The 18966-nt window shown below is 70.2% G+C and carries 17 protein-coding genes; 6 read left to right on the top strand and 11 right to left on the bottom strand.

Annotated elements, in window-relative coordinates; translation table 11 throughout:
* Positions 1 to 13 precede the first annotated feature (13 nt).
* Positions 14 to 1195 carry a molecular chaperone DnaJ gene (dnaJ, locus tag ACWPQI_RS19165; protein WP_064066539.1) on the top strand — a complete coding sequence of 394 codons (1182 nt, stop codon included), beginning with the start codon at positions 14 to 16 and terminating at the stop codon, positions 1193 to 1195.
* Positions 1195 to 1602, top strand: a complete 408-nt coding sequence (locus tag ACWPQI_RS19160; RefSeq protein ID WP_010593254.1) for a heat shock protein transcriptional repressor HspR — start codon at positions 1195 to 1197, stop codon at positions 1600 to 1602. Before dnaJ ends, ACWPQI_RS19160 begins: the two co-directional genes overlap by 1 nt.
* Positions 1603 to 1724: 122 nt before the next feature.
* Here ACWPQI_RS19160 and ACWPQI_RS19155 read toward each other — a convergent pair whose 3' ends face one another.
* From ACWPQI_RS19155 to ACWPQI_RS19140, 4 genes are all read right to left on the bottom strand, one after another.
* Positions 1725 to 2714, bottom strand: coding sequence for an LLM class flavin-dependent oxidoreductase (locus ACWPQI_RS19155; RefSeq protein WP_040270615.1), 990 nt, complete (start codon positions 2712 to 2714; stop codon positions 1725 to 1727).
* Positions 2715 to 2818: 104 nt separating this feature from the next.
* Positions 2819 to 3358, bottom strand: coding sequence for a flavin reductase family protein (locus ACWPQI_RS19150; protein ID WP_010593249.1), 540 nt, complete (start codon positions 3356 to 3358; stop codon positions 2819 to 2821).
* A gap of 118 nt (positions 3359 to 3476) precedes the next feature.
* Positions 3477 to 3725, bottom strand: a complete 249-nt coding sequence (locus ACWPQI_RS19145; protein ID WP_010593248.1) for a hypothetical protein — start codon at positions 3723 to 3725, stop codon at positions 3477 to 3479.
* A gap of 11 nt (positions 3726 to 3736) precedes the next feature.
* On the bottom strand, positions 3737 to 4120 hold the full coding sequence (locus tag ACWPQI_RS19140; protein WP_048772092.1) for a nuclear transport factor 2 family protein: 384 nt from the start codon (positions 4118 to 4120) through the stop codon (positions 3737 to 3739).
* A 240-nt stretch (positions 4121 to 4360) separates the two neighbouring features.
* On the opposite strand from ACWPQI_RS19140, the gene ACWPQI_RS19135 reads away from it, so the two are divergent.
* The gene (locus tag ACWPQI_RS19135; RefSeq protein ID WP_010593246.1) at positions 4361 to 5005 is read left to right on the top strand and encodes a PadR family transcriptional regulator; all 645 of its coding nucleotides are present in this window, start codon (positions 4361 to 4363) and stop codon (positions 5003 to 5005) included.
* A gap of 37 nt (positions 5006 to 5042) precedes the next feature.
* Here the strand turns inward: ACWPQI_RS19135 and ACWPQI_RS19130 are convergent, their stop codons facing one another.
* From ACWPQI_RS19130 to ACWPQI_RS19115, 4 genes are all read right to left on the bottom strand, one after another.
* Positions 5043 to 5768, bottom strand: a complete 726-nt coding sequence (locus tag ACWPQI_RS19130) for an IclR family transcriptional regulator (protein ID WP_010593245.1) — start codon at positions 5766 to 5768, stop codon at positions 5043 to 5045.
* Positions 5769 to 5948: 180 nt separating this feature from the next.
* Positions 5949 to 6857 (bottom strand): biphenyl-2,3-diol 1,2-dioxygenase, encoded by a 909-nt coding sequence (gene bphC / locus ACWPQI_RS19125; RefSeq protein ID WP_010593244.1) that lies wholly within the window; start codon positions 6855 to 6857, stop codon positions 5949 to 5951.
* A gap of 27 nt (positions 6858 to 6884) precedes the next feature.
* Positions 6885 to 8066 (bottom strand): acyl-CoA dehydrogenase family protein, encoded by a 1182-nt coding sequence (locus tag ACWPQI_RS19120; protein WP_017680753.1) that lies wholly within the window; start codon positions 8064 to 8066, stop codon positions 6885 to 6887.
* Between the two features lie 29 nt (positions 8067 to 8095).
* A complete protein-coding gene (locus ACWPQI_RS19115; RefSeq protein WP_017680752.1) occupies positions 8096 to 9262 on the bottom strand; it encodes a 3-ketosteroid-9-alpha-monooxygenase, oxygenase component in 1167 nt (388 codons plus the stop codon).
* Positions 9263 to 9506: 244 nt separating this feature from the next.
* Between ACWPQI_RS19115 and ACWPQI_RS19110 the strand changes: the two genes are divergently transcribed.
* Positions 9507 to 11201, top strand: coding sequence for a 3-ketosteroid-delta-1-dehydrogenase (locus tag ACWPQI_RS19110; RefSeq protein ID WP_010593240.1), 1695 nt, complete (start codon positions 9507 to 9509; stop codon positions 11199 to 11201).
* A gap of 1 nt (position 11202) precedes the next feature.
* On the opposite strand, the gene ACWPQI_RS19105 is transcribed toward ACWPQI_RS19110, so the two are convergent.
* Positions 11203 to 11988 (bottom strand): FAD-binding oxidoreductase, encoded by a 786-nt coding sequence (locus ACWPQI_RS19105; RefSeq protein ID WP_010593239.1) that lies wholly within the window; start codon positions 11986 to 11988, stop codon positions 11203 to 11205.
* A 174-nt stretch (positions 11989 to 12162) separates the two neighbouring features.
* Between ACWPQI_RS19105 and ACWPQI_RS19100 the strand changes: the two genes are divergently transcribed.
* Positions 12163 to 13716, top strand: a complete 1554-nt coding sequence (locus ACWPQI_RS19100) for an AMP-binding protein (RefSeq protein WP_010593238.1) — start codon at positions 12163 to 12165, stop codon at positions 13714 to 13716.
* 32 nt (positions 13717 to 13748) lie between these two features.
* Here the strand turns inward: ACWPQI_RS19100 and ACWPQI_RS19095 are convergent, their stop codons facing one another.
* Entirely contained in the window at positions 13749 to 14795 is a 1047-nt protein-coding gene (locus tag ACWPQI_RS19095; RefSeq protein ID WP_017680748.1) for a type IV toxin-antitoxin system AbiEi family antitoxin domain-containing protein, read from the bottom strand.
* Between the two features lie 153 nt (positions 14796 to 14948).
* Positions 14949 to 16109 (bottom strand): FAD-binding oxidoreductase, encoded by a 1161-nt coding sequence (locus tag ACWPQI_RS19090; RefSeq protein ID WP_010593236.1) that lies wholly within the window; start codon positions 16107 to 16109, stop codon positions 14949 to 14951.
* Positions 16110 to 16350: 241 nt separating this feature from the next.
* On the opposite strand from ACWPQI_RS19090, the gene clpB reads away from it, so the two are divergent.
* Positions 16351 to 18906, top strand: a complete 2556-nt coding sequence (gene clpB / locus ACWPQI_RS19085) for an ATP-dependent chaperone ClpB (RefSeq protein WP_010593235.1) — start codon at positions 16351 to 16353, stop codon at positions 18904 to 18906.
* Positions 18907 to 18966: the final 60 nt, after the last annotated feature.

Raw genomic sequence — 18966 nt, 5'->3', positions numbered from 1 at the left:
GAGGAGACACCCGGTGAGCCAGAGGGAGTGGATCGAGAAGGACTTCTACAAGGAGCTGGGTGTCTCCTCCGACGCGTCGGCCGACGACATCAAGAAGGCCTACCGCAAGCTGGCACGGGACCTGCATCCCGACGCCAACCCCGGGGACACCAAGACGGAGGAGCGCTTCAAGGCGGTCAGCGAGGCGTACGCCGTGCTGTCCGATCCGGCCCGGCGCAAGGAGTACGACGAGACCCGGCAGATGTTCGCCTCCGGCGGATTCGGCGGCGGATTCCGTCCCGGTGCCGGTAGCGGCGGGTTCTCCGGCGGCGCCACCACCTTCGATCTCGGCGACCTGTTCGGTGGCGGGGGTGGCGGCGCCGGCGACGCCGGTCTCGGCGATCTGTTCGGCGGTCTGTTCAACCGCTCCGGTGGCGGGGGCGCGCGTACCACGTCGCGGCCCCGGCGCGGATCGGACGTGGACGCCGAGACGACGCTGGACTTCCGCGACGCAGCGCTCGGGGTGACCGTCCCGCTGCGGCTGACCAACCCGGCGCCGTGCACCACCTGCCACGGCAGCGGTGCCCGTCCCGGCACGAGCCCGCGGGTGTGCCCGCGCTGCAACGGAAGTGGCATCGTCTCGCGCAACCAGGGCGCGTTCGGATTCTCCGAACCGTGCGACGACTGTCGCGGCACCGGTTCGATCATCGACGAGCCCTGCACCGACTGCCGCGGGTCCGGTATCCAGAACCGCACCCGCACCATCACGGTCCGGATCCCACCCGGGGTCCGGGACGGCCAGCGCATCCGGCTGCCCGGTCAGGGCGAGGCCGGCCTGCGCGGCGCCCCGTCCGGCGACCTGTTCGTCACCGTGCACGTCCGTGCCGACAAGGTGTTCGGCCGCGACGGCGACGACCTGACGCTGGTCCTGCCGGTCAGCTACGGCGAACTGGTGCTCGGCACCACCGTCTCGGTTCCCACCCTGGAGGGACGGGTCGGCCTGAAGATCCCGGCCGGCACTGCCGACGGGCGGGTGCTGCGGGTGCGCGGGCGCGGCGTCCCCAAGCGCGGGGGCGGCGCCGGTGATCTGCTGGTGACGGTCAAGGTGGCCGTGCCCCAGAATCTGGACGATCAGGCGATCGAAGCGCTGCGGGCGTACATGCACGCGGAGCAGGCGAACGGCTTCGATCCACGGGCGGGCTGGGCAGGTGCATGATGAGCGAGAACCGCAACCGGAACGATTCCCCGATGGACCCCGACGCCCGGGTCTACGTGATCTCGGTGGCGGCGGAACTTGCCGGCATGCACGCGCAGACACTGCGCAACTACGACCGGCTCGGCCTGGTCACCCCGCACCGCACCCGCGGTGGTGGACGCCGCTACTCGCCCCGCGACGTGGCGCTGCTGCGTGAGGTGCAGCGCCTGTCGCAGGACGAGGGCGTGAACCTCGCGGGCATCAAGCGGATCATCGAGCTGACCAACCAGGTCGAGGCCCTGCAGCAGCGGGTGTCCGAGATGGCAACCGAGATCGCGCAGCTGCACGCGTCGCGCCGGGCGCTGGTGCCGATACCACGCAGCAACGCGCTGGTGGTCTGGAAGCCGAAGCATCAGCGCGACCGGTAGACGCGCGGCCCCCTGCGCCTCGGTCACCCAATACCGTTGTGGCCGAATGTCACATCGCGCGTGGCCGAATGTCACATCGCGTCGATTCGATCGACGCGATGTGACATTCGGCCATTCGGCCTTCAGGCCGGGACGAGCCCGCTGACCTGCGCCAGCAGTTCGAGCGAGCGCAGCCACGCCTTGCGGCCCGGCGCCGACGACACGACGATCAGCTCGTCGGCCTGTGCGCGCTCGGTGAAGCGGTCGAGATAGTCGCGCACCTCGCCCGGGGTACCGACGGCGGTGTAGCGCAGCATCTGCAGCACCTGCTGCCCGGCGGGGGCGTCGAGCAGCATCTCGACCTCCTCGTCGGTGAACGTGCGGCCCCGGCCGAGCATCTGCCGGATGCGCTGCCGCTTGGTGGCCTCGAACAGGGCGTCCGCCTCGTCCGTGGTGTCCGCGGCGATCACGCCGACGCCCGCGACGACGTACGGCTCGGACAGCTGCTCGGACGGCTGGAACTCGCGCCGGTACAGCGCGACGGCGTCCTCGAGCGCCTGCGGCGCGAAGTGCGACGCGAACGCGTACGGAAGACCGAGCAGCGCGGCGAGTTTCGCCCCGAACAGCGACGAGCCGAGGATGTACAGCGGCACGTCCGTGCCCTTGCCGGGGACGGCGTCGACACCCGGGATGCGGGACTGCCCGCGCAGGTAGGCCTGCAGCTCGAGCACGTCCTGCGGGAAGCTGTCGGCCGACGACGGGTCGCGGCGCAGTGCCCGCAGCGTGTTCTGGTCGCTGCCGGGGGCGCGGCCGAGGCCGAGGTCGATGCGGCCCGGGTGCAGCGTCTCGAGGGTGCCGAACTGCTCGGCGATGGTCAGCGGCGAATGGTTGGGCAGCATGATGCCCCCGGCGCCGAGCCGGATCGTGGAGGTGTGCGCGGCGACGTGCGCGATCAGCACGCTGGTGGCCGACGACGCGATGGTCGGCATGTTGTGGTGTTCGGCGTACCAGATGCGGCGGTAGCCCCACTGCTCGGCGCGCTGAGCCATGTCCACGCTCGCGGCGAAGCTGTCGCGCGCGGTTTCGTCACGGCCGATGTGAGCCAGGTCGAGAATCGATAGTGGTGTGGTCACCGGGATCCTTCGCGTGTCCGGGGCCCGGTGTCGGGATCCGGGCACACGATCGGTCCAACCATCCCGGACGGTCCGCTATTCCGTGACGTGCGCCTCGTCGCCGTTCACCGCAGCGGGTTCACGTCGGTGGCGGTCTCCTCGTCGAGGATCGTCTCGGTCGTGTACCGCCCGAAGCCGCCGCGGTAGAACAGCAGCGGGCCGTCGTCGTGCAGCGCGGTGAGCCCGGTGACGCGGGCGACGACGATGGTGTGGTCCCCGGCGTCGTGCTCGGCCTCGACCACCGCTTCGATGCGGGCCAGGGCGCCGGTGAGCGCGGGTGCGCCGTTGTCCCCGCGCGTCCAGTCCACGCCGGTGAACTTGTCGCCGCCGCTGACGGCGAACGCCATGCACGTATCGCGCTGGTCGTGGGCCAGGACGTTGATCGCGAGGGTGCCGATCTCCCGGATCCTCGGCCAGGTCTGCGACGTGCGGGCGGGGCAGAACGACACGAGCGGTGGATCCAGCGACACCGACGCGAACGACTGGCACGCGAATCCCAGCGGTTCACGGCCGTCGTGGCCGGTCACGACGGTGACGCCGGTGCAGAAGTTGCCCAGCACGTCGCGCATGGTCCGGGGATCGAGCACCGTGTGTTCCGCGGCCATCGAGGCTCCTCTCGGGTAGGTCTGTGTCCAGTGTCCGTCATGCCGGTGCGTGCGATGCAAATCGCTCCCGGTCGGCGGGAGCGCGACGGCGGTGACCGGTCGGGTTCGGACGACGCGGTCAGTCGAGCCGGCCGGGCGTGGGGCAGCTGCGAGCGGTGATCGGCAGTTCACCGCGGTCGGCGAGCTCGTCGACGGTCTCGCGCAGATCGGCGCAGCTGTGGAGGGCGGGACGACCGTGCTCGGCGTCGGCGCGGAAGCGCGCGCACGACCGGGCGGCGTCGGTGAGCCACTGGATGCTCGTGTGGACGGGACTGTACTTCTCGGCGAGCACGCGGTTACCGCAGGTGCGGCAGGTGACGGGGTGCACGACGGACCTCCTCAGTTCTGTCGCATGTCGGCCGGCGCCCAGAAGGCCCGCATGCTCGTGATGAGGCCGTTCTCGTCGAACGTCATGACATCGATGGGTTCGATCTCGTAGCGCTGCCCGTCGGTTTCCGTGACCACCCGGAAGTGGAAGGCGGCGCCGGCGTCGGTGATGCGGAGCGTCAGCAGCTCCGTTTCGTTCCGCGTGTTCTCCACCGCGCGGTAGAACGCCCGGATGGCCTCGTGGCCCGCTTTCGGTTTGCTGCCGGCGGGATCCTCGACGGTGGCGTCGGGCGCGTAGAGGGCGGTGATCTCGTCGGCGGTGCCGTTCGCGACGGCGGAGAGGTAGGCCGTGACGGTGGCGCGGATGCGGTCCGTTCGGGTGGCGAGGTCGGTCATCGTGGACGCTCCTGTCGGTTCTCGCGGCTGCTCTTCCGGACGCTATCGGCGCGGCCGCCGCAGTGGGGGCTCGTCTCCCGCGGAGCGGGACATCGGCGCAGCCCGCGGAGCGGGACATCGGCGCAGCCCGCGGAGCGGGAGATCGGCGCAGGTGGTCGCGGGTCGTGGGGTTGTTAGGCTCGCGGGGTGTCCGATTCCGCTCCTGCCGCGTATCCCGGTCTACCCGCGACGAGTTGGGCGGTGCTGGGGGTTCTGGCGCTGGGGGAGGAGATGACGGGCAACGACGTGAAGAAGTGGGCGGATTGGAGCCTGAGCTTCTTCTACTGGAGTCCGTCGGTCAGCCAGGTGTACGGGGAGCTGAAGAAGCTCGAGAAGCTGGGCTTCGTGCGGTCGCGATCGATCTCCGAGCCGGGGGCCCGCAGCCGGCGCGTCTACTCGATCACGCCGACCGGGGTGGGGGCGGTCCGGGCATGGTCGCGGGAGGCCCCGGTCGAGGCCCCGGTGCTCAAGCACGGGGTGATGTTGCGCATGTACCTGGGTCACCTCAACGAACCCGAGAAGTTGAAGTCGATCGTGCGGGATCACATCGCCAACCTCGAGGAGAACCTCGGGCGCGTCCGGGACTACGCGGACCATTCGGACGTGGAACCGAGCTGGGCGTTCCCGTTGCTGAGCCTGCGCTGGTCCGAGCGGTACTTTCGTGCGGAGATCGGTCTGTTCGAGGAGCTGCTCGACGAGATCGACGAAGCGGCAGCGCGATTCGCGCGCAGCGACATCGACGAGAACGGTGTTCCCCATCCGCGGCGGCGGGGTGGCTGGCGCACAGTGGAACAGATGCTGAGCGCCCACGACGAGGACGACGACGGATCGGGACCCGCCGGGTAGGGGTCGGGCGCCGATAGGGATCAGGCGCCGATGGTGGTCACGCAGAGCGCAGCCGGGGGCTTCGGGACGTGGCGGGGAAGCGCTGCCGGTCGTATCCGCGCCAGGTCGCGGTCGCTGCCAAGCGGACGCGCCCACTGAGCCGGTGATCGAACGGCATGTGCTGCAACGGCCCGCACACGGAGACCGCTGCGGGAGCCGCGCCGACCGGACCGACGGGCACGGCGATGCACCCCAGCCCCGGCACGGCCTGTCCGCGTTCGTAGGCCACCCCTGTCTCCCGGATGCGTTCGAACTCGGTGCCCTGGGCCCCGGCGTAGGCGAGCAGCGCCTTGCCCAGGGCGGCATGCGGTGCCGGCCGGCGCCCACCGATGCGGGTCGGGACGGCGCTGTCCAGACGTCCCCCGAGCTTGTCGAGGTAGACGACGTCGGTGCCGTCGAGGACTGCGAGGTGGACGACGAGTCCGGTGGCTCGGTGCAGCTCGTGCAGGTGGGGACGCGCGGCGGCGCACAGGCCGTCCTGGTGCACGGCGAGGGAACCGAGTTCCATCAGCCGCAGCCCGAGTGCGTACTCGCGGCCGTCGCGTCGCAACCATCGCAGGTCGACCAGGCGCTCGAGGATGCGGTGCGCCGACGAGCGGGGGAGGCCGGTGCGACGGACGATCTGGGCGAGCGTCAGCCGCCCGGTCTCGTCGAAGGCGTCGAGGACGAGGCCCACACGGTCGATGACAGCACTGGGGGTGGCGGGGGCGGCGGGAGTCGGCACGGGTGCTCCTCACTCATTTGCGGCTGATGAGCTGGCTATTTCGATTCGAAATAGTGTCACATCGCGGCCTCGTTGTGAAGTGCGTCACCGATCCGGGCGTGGCGGGGCCCCGCACGGTCACCGTGCGGGGCCCCGCGGTCGACGTCCCGGGGGTGACGGATCACCCGGCCGTCGCGGCGATCAGGACATCACCCCGAGCGGTTCGCTTCCGGACCAGTCGTGACCCCAGTAGCTGTCGGCGGTGATCTCCTCCGCGGTGTAGTACCGCTCGTCGACCGCCGTCCCGTCGGTGCCGTACTCGATGTCCCAGCCGCCGGGGGCACGGACGTAGAAGGACACCATCTTGTCGTTGGTGTGCCGTCCCAGCGTCGACGAGACGGAATACCCCTCCCGCGTCACCCGGTCGAGAGCCCGGCCGACGGCGTCGAGGGTGTCGACCTCCACCATGATGTGGATCAGGCCGGGGTCCTTGCCTGCGGGGACGGGCATGAGTGCAAGGCTGTGGTGCCGCTGGTTCACCCCGAGGAACCGGATGCGCATCGGACCGGCCTCGGGAGGAGCCGGCAGGCGGAAGGCGCCGCGGGGCAGGAACCCGAGCACCTCGGTGTAGAACCCGAACGTGGCGTCCGGATCGGTGACCGGAAGTACGACGTGCCCGAGACCCTGTGCGCCCGTGACGAACCGGGCACCGTGCGGCGTGACCACCGGACTGTGGTCGAGGGCGGGGCCGTGGAACACCTCGACGGAGGTGCCGGAGGGGTCCTGGAAGGCGATCACCTCCTCGACGCGCCGGGCGTCCGCCTCGTCGACCGAGAGGGCTTTCACGGCGACGCCGGCGGCCTCCACGACGCGCCGCACCCGCGTCAGGGCCGCGTGGTCGCGCACCTCCCATGCCACGTCGACCACCCGGTCGCTGTCTCCCGGCACGACCACGACACGGCCCGGGCGCTCGTCCATGCGCAGGTACAGGGCGTCGGGTTCCGGTCCCGACCCCTCGGCGAACCCGAGGACGTCGAACGCGAAGGTCCGCCACCGGTCCATGTCGTTCGTCTGAATCCTGATGTAGCCCAAACCCTTGATGTCGGACACTGTGTCTCCCAGTTCGAGTCGAATCGGTCAGATCATCGCCCGCAGGGGGCCCTGCGGTTCGGCGCCGAGGCGGCTGAGGGTCGCGGCGTGCAGCACCGTGCCCGGCTGGTGGATCGCGTGGTGCAGGCCGGCGTGGGCGTCGCGCCAGAACCGCTGCAGGGGCTTGTCCATCCGCAGCGCGTTCCCGCCGCAGCGCGGGTAGATGCGGTCGATCGCATTCACCGCCCGCCACGCCGCCTGGACCTGGGTCTGCCGGCTCGCGGCGCGCTGCTCGAACGTCGGGGTCCGCCCCGAGTCGACGAGATCCCAGATCCGGTCGACGTTCGACAGCAGCGAGTCGCGCGCGGCCCGCAGATCGGCGACCGCCTCACCGAACACGTACATCGTGTAGGGGTCGTCCTTGACGGCGGTGCCCTGCGCGTTGATCCGGTCGGCCTGGTAGACGTCCGCGTGCAACACCAGTCCCTCGCAGATCCCGATCGTGGCGGCGGTGATGCCCAGCGGGAAGGCTGTCGACCAGGGCAGCTTGTAGAGAGTCTCGGTGCGGCCGTAGCGGGCCACCGCGCTGCCGTCGATCAGGTCGTCGTAGTACATGACGCGGTACTCGGGGACGAACGCGTCCTCGACCACCACGTCCTTCGACCCGGTACCCCGCAGGCCCACCACATCCCACGAGTCCTCGACGATCCGGTAGTCGGTCCGCGGGATGATGACGTGCGCCATCTTCGGGGGCTGGGCCACCGAACCGTCCGGGTTCCCGACGAACGCGCCGAGGAAGGCCCAGTCGCAATGGTCTGTGCCGGAGGAGAACTGCCAGCTACCCGAGAACCGGAAGCCGCCGTCGACGGGGGTGACGATGCCACCCGGCATGTAGGGCGACGCCATCCAGGTGTCCGGATCCTCTCCCCAGATCTCCTGCTGCACGCGAGGATCCGCGTAGGCGAGCTGCCACGGATGCACTCCCACGATGCCGTGCACCCAGCCCGCGGAGGGGTTCAGCGCGGCCGTGCGCATGACGGTCTCCGCGAATTCCCTCGGGTGCGACTCGAAGCCGCCGAACTCCCGGGGCTGGAACATGCGGATCGAGCCGGCCTCCTTCATCTTCTCGGCGGTCTCGTCCGCGAGGCGGCCGAGCCGCTCGGCTTCCACACCTTCGGCGAACAGATCGTCCGCCATCGCGTCGATGTGCTCGAGGACTTCGTAACTCATGGTGTCTCCTCGACTCTGACGGCGGACGCTCAGGCGACCGGCTCGGGGGCGGATTCCGCACGGGCCGCGAGATTCTCGGCGATCTGCTGCTCCCACCGCGCGGCCGGCTTCGTGGTGTCGATCGCGAACTCGTAGCGGTTGGTCATGTCCGGGGTGATGTCGGCGACGTCGACATAGAACTGCTGGTACCAGCGGCGCAGCTGGTAGACCGGGCCGTCCTCGTCGCACAGCAGCGGGTTGTCGATCTTGGCCTTGTTCTTCCAGATCTCGATGTCCTGCTCGAACGTCTTCTCGGTGCCCCCGCCGAAGTGGGCGGCCATCGCATTCGCCTCCTCGGCGGACATGCCCGGCAGGCGCTTGACGATCACGCCGTACTGCAGCACGAACGAGGTGGGCGTGACGGGGTAGTGGCAGTTGACGAGGACCGTCTCGATGGTGGCCTCGCCGGTCTCCGTCCACAGCTTGTCGATCATGTAGGAGGGGCCGTGGTACGACGCCTCGGAGCGCGAGAAGTTGTCCGCACCGAAGTCGATGTCCAACTCGACGTCGGTGCGCTGGTTGAACGACATGATCTGTGTGGCGACGTGACCGTCGAAGATGTTCTCGAACGACCGCGGGACGCTGTAGTGGACGTAGAAGAAGTGCGCCATGTCCACGACGTTGTCGACGATCTCGCGGCAGTGCGAGCCCTCGATGAGCACCGAGTTCCACGTCCAGTCGGACCACTCGTCGGTGCCGGCGCCCTCGATCGCGGGGATGGTGACGTCCGCCGGCGGCGGATTGCCTTCGGGGTCGTGCCAGACGAACAGTTGCTGGTTGCGTTCCAGGGTGGTCCACGACCGCGTCCGCGCGAGCGGGGGGACGCGGCGCGCATACGGAATGCCGGTGCACCTGCCGTTGCCGCCCCAGCGCCAGTCGTGGAACGGGCACGCCACCGAGTCGCCCTTGATCTCGCCCTGCGCGAGATTGCCGCCCATGTGCCGGCAGTAGGCGTCGAGGACCTGCAGTTCGCCTGTGCTGTCGGCGAAGACGACGAGGCTGGTGCCGAACGCGTCGACCTGGTGGGGCTTGCCGTCCCGGTAGGTGCGGGCCAGTCCGAGGCAGTGCCAGCCGCGTGCGAAGCGGGTCGGTGCCGCGTCGGCTTCGATGGTGCGGACTTCATCGTGGGGTGTGGTGGGGGGTGCGCTCTGCGTCATCGTGTCCTCCGAAGCGGGTGAGTGCTGCGCCCGAAACAGGCATCGAGGTCATGCTGGGCGGCGGCGTGAGCGGCACAGAAGGGGTTCTCCCGCTGGGCGGACCGTTCGTCCGGGGGCGTCCCGGTGGGCGGGACACCTCCCGGTGGGCGGTGCCGACGTGACCTAGCCTCGCTCCGAGGTCCGCACCGCCGTCCGGCGTCGACGACCTTTCGTCCCAGCGGCAACGACGTGAAGGAGCAGATCGATGGCGACCAATCCCGTACCGGTGAGCCCCACCCACGACACCACCGTGGACCTGCTCGTGATCGGGTCGGGCACCGGCATGGCCGCCGCGCTCACCGCGCACGAGCTGGGGTTGTCCACCCTGATCGTGGAGAAGACGGAGTACGTCGGCGGCTCCACGGCGCGCTCCGGCGGGGCCTTCTGGGTGCCGGCGAATCCCGTGCTGCGCAAGGCCGGCTCCGGTGACACGCTCGACCGGGCCGGCACCTACATCCGGTCCGTGGTCGGTGAGTCCGCACCGGCGGAGCGGGGTGCGGCCTTCCTCGATCATGGCTCCGCCACCGTCGAGATGCTGCAGCGCACCACCCCCATGCGGTTGTTCTGGGCCAAGGGCTATTCCGACTACCATCCGGAGCTGCCCGGCGGGTCCGCCGTCGGCCGCACGTGCGAGTGCCGGCCCTTCGACGTGTCCGTCCTCGGACCCGAACGCGAGCGGTTGCGGCCGGGACTGATGAAGGCCGGCCTGCCGATGCCGGTGACCGGCGCCGACTACAAGTGGATGAACCTCATGGCGCGGAAGCCGTCGAAGGCGTTCCCGCGCATCTTCCGTCGCCTCGCGCAGGGTGTCGCCGGGCTCGCCCTCAAGCGGGAGTACGTCGCCGGGGGCCAGGCGCTCGCGGCCGGCCTTTTCGCCGGCGTGGTCCGGGCCGGGATCCCGGTGTGGACCGAGACCACGCTCGTGCGGCTGCTCACCGAGGGGGATCGGGTCACCGGTGCCGTCGTCGCGTGCGACGGGCAGGAGGTGACCGTGACCGCGCGGCGCGGTGTCGTCCTCGCGGCGGGCGGCTTCGACCACGACATGGCGCTGCGGCACAAGTACCAGTCCGAGCGGCTCGGCGAGCACGAGAGCCTCGGCGCCGAGGGCAACACGGGCGACGGCATCCGCGCCGCGCTCGACGTGGGTGCCGCGACCGACCTGATGGACCAGGCGTGGTGGTTCCCCGCCGTCGCCGCCATGAAGGGGCGCCCGCCGATGGTGATGCTCGCCGAGCGGGCACTGCCCGGGTCCTTCATCGTCGACCACACCGGCCGCCGGTTCGTCAACGAGGCGACCGACTACATGTCGTTCGGCCAGCTCGTGCTCGACCGGGAACGCGCCGGCGACCCGGTCGAATCGATGTGGATCGTGTTCGATCAGCGCTACCGCAACAGCTACATCTTCGGCGGCGGGCTTTTCCCGCGGCAGCCCGTCCCGGAGGCGTGGATCCGGGCGGGCATCGCGCACCGGGCGGACGATCCGGCGGCGCTGGCCCGCGCGGCCGGCCTGCCGGAGGGGGCGTTCACCGAGACCTTCCGCCGGTTCAACGATGCCGCGGCCGCCGGCACGGACGCCGACTTCCGCCGCGGTGCGAGCGCCTACGACCGGTACTACGGTGACCCCACCGTCGAGCCCAATCCCAACCTGCGCCCGCTGACGGACGGACCCTTCTACGCGGTGAAGATGACGCTGAGCGACCTCGGCACGTGCGGCGGCGTGAAGGCCGACGAGCGGGCACGGGTGCTGCGTGAGGACGGCAGCGTCGTCGACGGCCTGTACGCGATCGGCAACACCGCCGCCAACGCCTTCGGCAACACGTACCCGGGTGCGGGCGCGACGATCGGTCAGGGACTGGTGTACGGCTACATCGCCGCACAGGACGCCGCGAAGTCCCGCTGAGTCAGTACGGGTCGAACCGGATGTTCCCGGCCGGCGTCCCGGTCCCGGTGAGCTCGTGCAGGGTCGCGCGGACCATCGCCGCCGACCCGCACACGAGCACCTGGTGGTCGCCGAACGCCCCGTAGGAGGTGACCACCTCGTCGAGGCTGCCCTCGAGCAGGTCGTCGGGGTGGAACCCGGCGTCGCCGACGTGGGCGACGATGCGTTCGTACCACTCGTCGCCGAACTCCGGGTCCTCGACCGACTCGACGACCGGCACCACCGTCAGCCACGGCAGCGCCTCGGCGAGCAGGATCAGCATGTCGGCGGCGTACAGGTCGCGCGGGGAGCGGCCGCCGACGAACAGGAAGGTCTGCGGCGGGTCCGGCCGGCGCGCGACGTCGAGGATCAGCGCGCGCAGCGGCGCCAGGCCGGTGCCGCCGGCCACCATGATCACGATGCGGCCGGAGTCGTCGACGTGCAGGGTGCCGCCCTGCGGCGCGCCGATCGTCCACACGTCGCCGGGGCGGGTGCCGGCGACGATCGTGCCGCTGACCCAGCCGCCCGGCACGGTGCGGACGTGGAATTCGAGCTTGCCGTCGAGCGACGGCGGCAGCGCGGGGGAGAGGCGGCGCGGCAACCGCGGGTGCTGCGGCACCGTCACGTCGACGTACTGCCCGGGGGCGAACGGCACCATCGTGTCGGCTTCGAGACGCACCACGGCGACGTCGTGGCGCAGGCGGTGGTGTTCGACGACGGTCGCCGACCAGGTGTCGCGGGCGTGCAGGGACTGTCCGGCCGGCTGCATGGTGTGACTCCCGGGGCTCGAGCGTGAAGGGTGGCCCCACTCTAGGGGAGTCCGGCGCCGATCCCCGGAATGAAACATGTTCCAATTTTGCCGTCGATGTGGTTATGGTGGCGGCGGGTGATCCCTGCCACGTCGCGCCGTCACCACGCCGCCCCATCGACCGGAAGGACGACCATGACCGACGAGTACGCCGACCTGCATCGCCCCGTGTTCACCGCGGACCTGCTCATCACCGCCCTCGAACGCAGCGCGGACAAGCCGGCCCTGTACCTCGGCGACGTGGTGCTCACCGGCGGGGAGATGCGTGACGAGATCAGCCGGTTCGGCCAGGCGCTCGCGTCGGTGGGGGTCGGGCAGGGCTCGTCGGTGGCGATGCTGTCGAAGAACCGTCCCGAGGTGCTCATCTCGATGGGTGCGACGATGGTCGCCGGGTGCCGCAACAGCGCGCTCAACCCCATGGGCTCGCTGCCGGACCACCTGTACATCGTCGGCGACGCCGCGAACGAGACGCTGATCTTCGATCCGAACCACTTCGAGGAACGCGCCGCCGAACTGCAGGCACAGGTGCCGACGCTGAAGAACGTCTTCTCCCTCGGCCCCTCGCAGGTCGGCACCGACATCCTCGCGCTCGCGGCGCAGTTCACGCCGCAGCGGCTCGTCGCCGCGCCTGTGGCGGCGGAGGACACCTCGTCCGTCGTCTACACCGGTGGCACCACCGGAAAACCCAAGGGCGTCATGGGGTCGTTCCGCTCGGGCGCGACCCTCACCCAGATCCAGATGGCCGAGTGGGAATGGCCCCACGAGCCGCGCTTCCTGATCTGCACGCCCCTTTCGCACGCCGGGGCCGCGTTCTTCGTCCCCACGCTGCTGCGCGGCGGATCCCTCTACGTGCTGCCGTATTTCGAACCCGGTCTGGTGCTCGAGACGATCGAGAAGCACCGCATCAACGCCACGATGCTCGTGCCGACCATGATCTACCTGCTGCTCGACCACCCCGACTTCGACACCCGCGACCTGTCGAGCCTCGAGACGCTGTTCTACGGTGCGTCGGCGATGTCGCCGGCGCGGCTGCGCGAGGGCATCGAGCGGCTCGGCCCGGTGTTCTTCCAGTTCTACGGGCAGAGCGAATGCGGCATGACGATCTCCGTGCTGCGCAAAGAGGATCACCTCGCCGACGACCCCGAGCGCCTGGCCACGTGCGGCCGGCCCGTGCCGTGGCTCGACGTGCGGCTGCTCGACGACGACCTGAACGAGGTGCCCCGCGGCGAACTGGGGGAGATCTGCGTGCGCGGACCGCTCGTGATGAAGGGATACCTGAACAAGCCCGACGAGACGGCCGAGGCACTGCGCGGCGGCTGGTTGCACACCGGTGACGTCGCGCGGGCCGACAAGAACGGCTTCCTGACGATCGTCGACCGCAAGAAGGACATGATCGTCACGGGCGGCTTCAACGTCTTTCCCCGCGAGATCGAGGACGTCCTCTCGTCGCACCCGGCCGTCGCGTCTGTCGCGGTCGTCGGCGTGCCCGACGCCAAGTGGGGCGAGGCCGTCAAGGCGTGCGTCGTGCTGCGGGAGGGCCAGTCCGTCTCCCCCGAGGAACTGATCGAGAAAGTCCGTGCCGCAAAGGGTTCGGTCCACGCTCCCAAGTCGGTGGACTTCCTCGACACGCTGCCGCTCACCCCGCTGGGCAAGCTGGACAAGAAGACCCTGCGCGCCTCCTACCGGTAGGCGGCTTCGCCGCCGGTGTGCCCTTTGGGCGGTCAGGGCAACCCAAAGGACACACCGGCAGCGCAGCTGCACCCGTTGTCGGTGGTGCGTCGCCACCCGAGACGGGTGAGGACGGCTTCGACCTCTGCGGCCACACCGCACGGGTCCCGGCTGACCTCGTCGTACCCGTACACCAGGCGGGAGCGCCCGGCGAGCTCGGCGGCATTGTCGCGGCGACGGTCCCGGAAGGCGACCTCCGCCATCGAGTGGAACCTGCGTCCGTCGAGCCGGACGGTCAGCGCGGCGCCGTGAACGTCGTAGGTGCAGTCCTCGTACAGCGTTCGCCCGTCCACGACCGTCGGGGTCTGCCGATGCGCCGGGGGAAGACCGTGCCGTTGCTCCACCTCGGTCGCGTAGCGGAGTTCGAGCATCGACTGGACGCCGTCGGCGAGCAGCCGGACCGCATCGTCGAGCGCCTTCCGGTAGCGGTACGGGGTTCGCTCCTGCATCCGGCGTCGGATCTCCGACAGGGGAATGCGACTGTCGGTGACGACCCGGATCAACCGGAGGTAGCCGTCGTGCGGGGTGGGGGCGGCTGTTGCCAGGTCGAGCGCCGTGTCGGCGCGGCCGGTGCGCGGGGGCATCGTCGGCACCCCGATGTGTGCGTGGGCCCTGCTGCGGTGGACGATCACGCCCGGATGAAGCATGTCTCCGAGATGCGGCAGCCGAATGCCGCGCGGCTTCGCCGTGGCGAAGGTCGCGGTCTGTCCTCTCGTCGACGATCCCACCGGCACGGTGACATGGACCGGTTCGAGTGGATCGTGGGACAGCATCCCCCATTCCTCGGCGGCCGTGCAGTGACTGAGGACGGCGGCCTCACCGGAGAACGCAACGGCCGCGGCCAGCACCGCGGGCCGGGACAGCGGACCGGTCGTCACCGAGTACACCCCTCGGAGTACCTGCTGCCACCGCCCGCGCTCGAGACGGTGCCGGATCCACGGCCACGTACGTCCGTGGTGTTCGAGCTGGGCGCGGGTGACGATCCCGTGCTGGAACGTGACGATGCGATCGAGTTCGGGGACGTCCGGGAGAAACCGCATGCAGACATGATTCGGCGGGGAACGCTCCTCGGGAACCGGTAGCCCGGCCGATCGCCGCAATCTGTGGAGAAACCGGGCGGCTGGGGATAACTCGGCGGTGTGCCCTTTGGGCGGTCAGGGCAGCCCAAAGGGCGCACCGGCGGCGTCAGCCGCCTACAGCGGGTCGAAGCTGATGTTCTGCCGGGGAGTGCCGCCGGCGGACAGCGCGTACAGGGTGGTGCGGATCATCGACGGGGAGCCCGCGATCTGGATCTGCCGATCGGCCCAGGAGCCGAACTGCGACACCACCTTGCCGAGCTTGCCGTGCAGGGGCCGGTGCAGGCCCGGTGGTGGATCCTCGACGGGAACCGGGTGCCACCACGGGTTCTCGGTCTCCTCGACGACCGGGACGACGGTGAGCCACGGATTGGTGGTGGCCAGCTGCCACAGGGTCTGCAGGTCGTACAGGTCGCACGGATACTTGCCGCCGAAGAACAGGTGCACGCGCGGATTGTCGCCCCGCATGCCCATTTCCATCAGTTGCGCCCGCAGCGGCGCGAGGCCCGTGCCGGAGGCGATCATCAGCACGTCCTCGCCGCTGTCCCGGTCGACGTGCAGTCCCCCGAGCGGGGGTCCGATGACCCAGCGGTCGCCGACGGCGGTCTCGCCGACGAGCGCGGGACTGACCCAGCCACCGGACACGCGACGGACGTGGAACTCGATCTGCCCGTAGGGATTCGGAGGAATCGCCGCCGACAGGTACCGCCACATGTGCGGGCGCTGCGGGATCTGCACGCTCATGTACTGCCCGGCGTGGTACGGGATCGGCGAGTCCGTCTCGAGCCGGATGATCGCCAGGTCGGGCAGGACTCGCTCGTGGCCGACGACGGTGGCGCCCCACGCGGCGGGCAGCTCGTCGTCGGCGACCGCGTCCGCCATGGTCCCGACGAGCAGGTCGATCACCCGGGCCCAGGTGCGGTCGAGGGCGTCGGTCCACAGGATCGGCGGGGTGCACTCGCGCACGGCGGTGTGCAGCGCCCGGCCCGCGGACCGGAAGTGCTCGGGCCGGACCCCGTACTTGCGGTGGTCGCGCCCGAGCTGGGTGAGGAATGCGGTGACGGCGTCGGGGTCGCCGAGGCGGTTGACGGCCCAGCCGACCGCGGTCGCGAACCGCTGGCGCATCGTCTCCATACCCGCGGGGAACAGCTCACGGATCCCGACGGTGTCGCTCCACAGGGCGGTGTAGAAGGCGGTGGCGAAGCGCTCGGCGCCGCCGGGGGTCGCGACGATCGACGCGAAGCTGAGCTGGACGCGGGCGACGGCGAAGGCCTCCACGCACCCTCCTGCTCGCCGTCTCTGCTGGTCGGCCGCCACTGTAGTCCCGTGGCGGTGTTTCGGCCACAATCGACGGCGGGCGGCCCGGCCCGCCCGGAATGTGTCGCACATCACATAACCGGATAAAGTTGAGCGGAACAAACTCAAGTTTGGGGCCGTTGAAGCTTGCGAATGCCCGCGACGGGAGGCTTGCGGGTGCAGAATTGATACCGGCTCGCTCAATGAAGGGAAGGGGTTCGCAGTGGACTCGTTCAATCCCACCACCAAGACCCAGGCGGCGATGACGGCCGCCATGCAGTCCGCGTCCGCTGCGGGCAACCCGGAGATCCGTCCGGCCCACCTGCTCGTCGCGCTGCTCGACCAGACCGACGGCATCGCCGCGCCGCTCCTCAAGGCGGTCGGCGTGGATCCGACCGTCGTGCACCGGGAGGCGCAGACGCTCGTCGAGCGGCTGCCGCGTGCCACCGGCGCCACCCAGACGCCGCAACTCGGCCGCGAAGCGGTCGCCGCCCTGACCGCCGCCCAGCACCTCGCCACCGAACTCGACGACGAGTACGTCTCGACCGAGCACGTGCTCGTCGGCCTGGCCGGCGGCGATTCCGACGTCGCCAAGCTCCTCGTCGGGCACGGCGCCACCCCGGCCGCGCTGCGCGACGCGTTCACCACCGTCCGCGGCAGCGCCCGCGTGACCAGCCCGGACCCCGAGGGCACCTACCAGGCGCTCGAGAAGTACTCGACCGACCTCACCGCCCGCGCCCGCGAGGGCAAGCTCGACCCGGTCATCGGCCGCGACAACGAGATCCGCCGCGTCGTGCAGGTGCTGAGCCGGCGCACCAAGAACAACCCCGTGCTCATCGGCGAGCCCGGCGTCGGCAAGACCGCGATCGTCGAGGGCCTCGCGCAGCGCATCGTCGCCGGCGACGTCCCCGAGTCGTTGCGCGGCAAGACCGTCATCGCGCTCGACCTGGGCTCGATGGTGGCCGGCGCGAAGTACCGCGGCGAGTTCGAGGAACGCCTCAAGGCGGTGCTCGACGAGATCAAGGAATCGGCCGGTCAGGTCATCACCTTCATCGACGAGCTGCACACCATCGTCGGTGCCGGCGCGACCGGCGAATCGGCGATGGACGCCGGCAACATGATCAAGCCGATGCTCGCCCGCGGCGAGCTGCGCCTCGTCGGCGCGACCACCCTCGACGAGTACCGCAAGTACATCGAGAAGGACGCCGCCCTCGAACGCCGTTTCCAGCAGGTGCTCGTCGGCGAGCCGAGCGTCGAGGACACCGTCGGCATCCTGCGCGGCCTCAAGGAGCGGTACGAGGTGCACCACGGCGTGCGCATCACCGACTCCGCGCTCGTCGCCGCCGCTACCCTCTCCGACCGGTACATCACGTCCCGGTTCCTGCCGGACAAGGCCATCGACCTCGTCGACGAGGCCGCGTCCCGGCTGCGCATGGAGATCGACTCGCGTCCCGAGGAGATCGACTCGGTCGAGCGCATCGTCCGTCGCCTCGAGATCGAGGAGATGGCACTGCAGAAGGAGACCGACGAGGCATCCAAGGAGCGGCTCGAGAAGCTGCGCGCCGAACTCGCCGACGAACGCGAGAAGCTGAACCAGCTCACCACCCGCTGGCAGAACGAGAAGACCGCCATCGATTCGGTGCGGGGCATCAAGGAGCAGCTCGAGGCGCTGCGCGGCGAGGAGGAACGCGCCGAGCGCGACGGAGATCTCGGCAAGGCCGCGGAGCTGCGCTACGGCCGCATCCCGCAGCTGGAGAAGGAACTGGAGAAGGCCGCCGCCGCGTCCGGAGCCGCCGCCGACGGCGACGTCATGCTCAAGGAGGAGGTCGGCCCGGACGACGTCGCCGACGTCGTCGCCGCGTGGACCGGCATCCCCGCCGGCCGCATGATGGAGGGCGAGACCGCCAAGCTGCTGCGCATGGAGTCCGAGCTCGGTAAGCGCGTCGTCGGCCAGGACGAGGCCGTGCAGGCCGTGTCGGACGCGGTGCGCCGCTCCCGGGCGGGCGTCGCCGACCCGAACCGGCCCACCGGCTCGTTCCTGTTCCTCGGTCCCACCGGCGTCGGCAAGACCGAGCTGGCGAAGGCGCTCGCGGACTTCCTGTTCGACGACGAGCGCGCGATGGTGCGGATCGACATGTCCGAGTACAGCGAGAAGCACTCCGTCGCACGGCTCGTCGGTGCCCCTCCGGGCTACGTCGGCTACGAGTCGGGTGGTCAGCTCACCGAGGCGGTGCGTCGCCGCCCCTACTCGGTGGTGCTGTTCGACGAGGTCGAGAAGGCACACCCGGACGTGTTCGACACGCTGCTGCAGGTGCTCGACGACGGCCGGCTCACCGACGGGCAGGGCCGTACCGTCGACTTCCGCAACACCATCCTCATCCTCACCTCGAACCTGGGTGCGGGTGGCGACCGGGAGCACATCATGGCGGCGGTGCGCGCGGCGTTCAAGCCGGAGTTCATCAACCGGCTCGACGACGTGGTGGTCTTCCACTCGCTCACGGAGGACCAGCTCGAGCAGATCGTCGACATCCAGCTCGAGCAGCTGGCCGGGCGCCTGGCGGCCCGCCGGCTCACGCTCGACGTGTCGAGCTCGGCCCGGTTCTGGCTCGCTGTGCGGGGCTACGACCCGCAGTACGGTGCGCGTCCGCTGCGCCGGCTCATCCAGCAGTCGATCGGCGACCAGCTCGCCAAGAAGCTGCTGGCCGGGGACATCAAGGACGGTGACACCGTCTCGGTGGGCGTCAGCGACGACGGCGACCACCTCGTGTTGGGCGCGTAGCGCCCGGTGCGTCCTTTGGGCGGCTCCAGCAGCCCAAAGGACGCACCGGCGCGTGGCGCC

The organism is Rhodococcus sp. LMD, assembly GCF_056108245.1.
The sequence above is the reverse complement of the archived record's forward strand: the minus strand, read 5'-3'. Positions and strand labels throughout refer to the sequence as shown.